This window comes from Mesorhizobium sp. M0991 (genome assembly GCF_040318915.1).
Classification (GTDB): domain Bacteria; phylum Pseudomonadota; class Alphaproteobacteria; order Rhizobiales; family Rhizobiaceae; genus Mesorhizobium.
The window spans coordinates 1-648 of the sequence record NZ_JAMYNE010000109.1; the positions used below are offsets into that span (position 1 = coordinate 1).

1 protein-coding gene is annotated in these 648 nt (G+C 53.4%); it reads right to left on the minus strand.

Annotation, left to right across the window (positions count from 1 at the left end; genetic code table 11):
• Positions 1-572: methyltransferase (locus tag NKH70_RS35730; protein ID WP_353027480.1), on the minus strand; the 572-nt coding region annotated here is incomplete at its 3' end.
• Positions 573-648: the final 76 nt, after the last annotated feature.

Genomic DNA, 648 nt, shown 5'->3' on the forward strand with positions numbered 1-648 from the left:
TCGTAGAACTGGTACACTCTCCCTCCCTCGGGGAGGGCTCCTCGAGCGATTAGCTTGACGGCATATCCATTTGCCTTTGCCAAGTCAGACAAAGTGGTGACACGGTCGCCTTCGGCAAATTCCAAGAGTACTCGTCCGTCTTCCGCTAGATGCGCGGGGGCCTGTTTGAGAAAGCTGCGAAGCATCTTATAACCAGGATCGAAGAGCCCTCGCTCGAGATCATTGCCGTAGACGTAGTCTTCCGGAACGCAAACGTCGGGAATATTCCAGTAAATTGTGTCGAACTTTTGAGGGCACTCCACAGCAGAAAACAGGTCGCTTTGCAGAACTACGATGTTGTCGATATGATTTCGTTCAGCGTTCTCCTTGGTATTTGCGACTGCACGAGGATCTATGTCGACTGCGACGACGACGGCAGCTCCGTTCTTCGCCAGGTGGATTGAAGGCAGACCCATGCCGCAGCCGATTTCAAGGACGCGCTGTCCCCTGACGGATGGAAAGTTCTCTACAGACCACCGCCATGAGAAGAAGTGAGACGGTGGGAACACACCTTCATGAACGATGAGATCCAACCCGAACGCATGCATAACGTATGGGTAGGTCTGATTCTGGCTGTCGGCAAGACGCCGTTTCAGCTGATCGACTTCG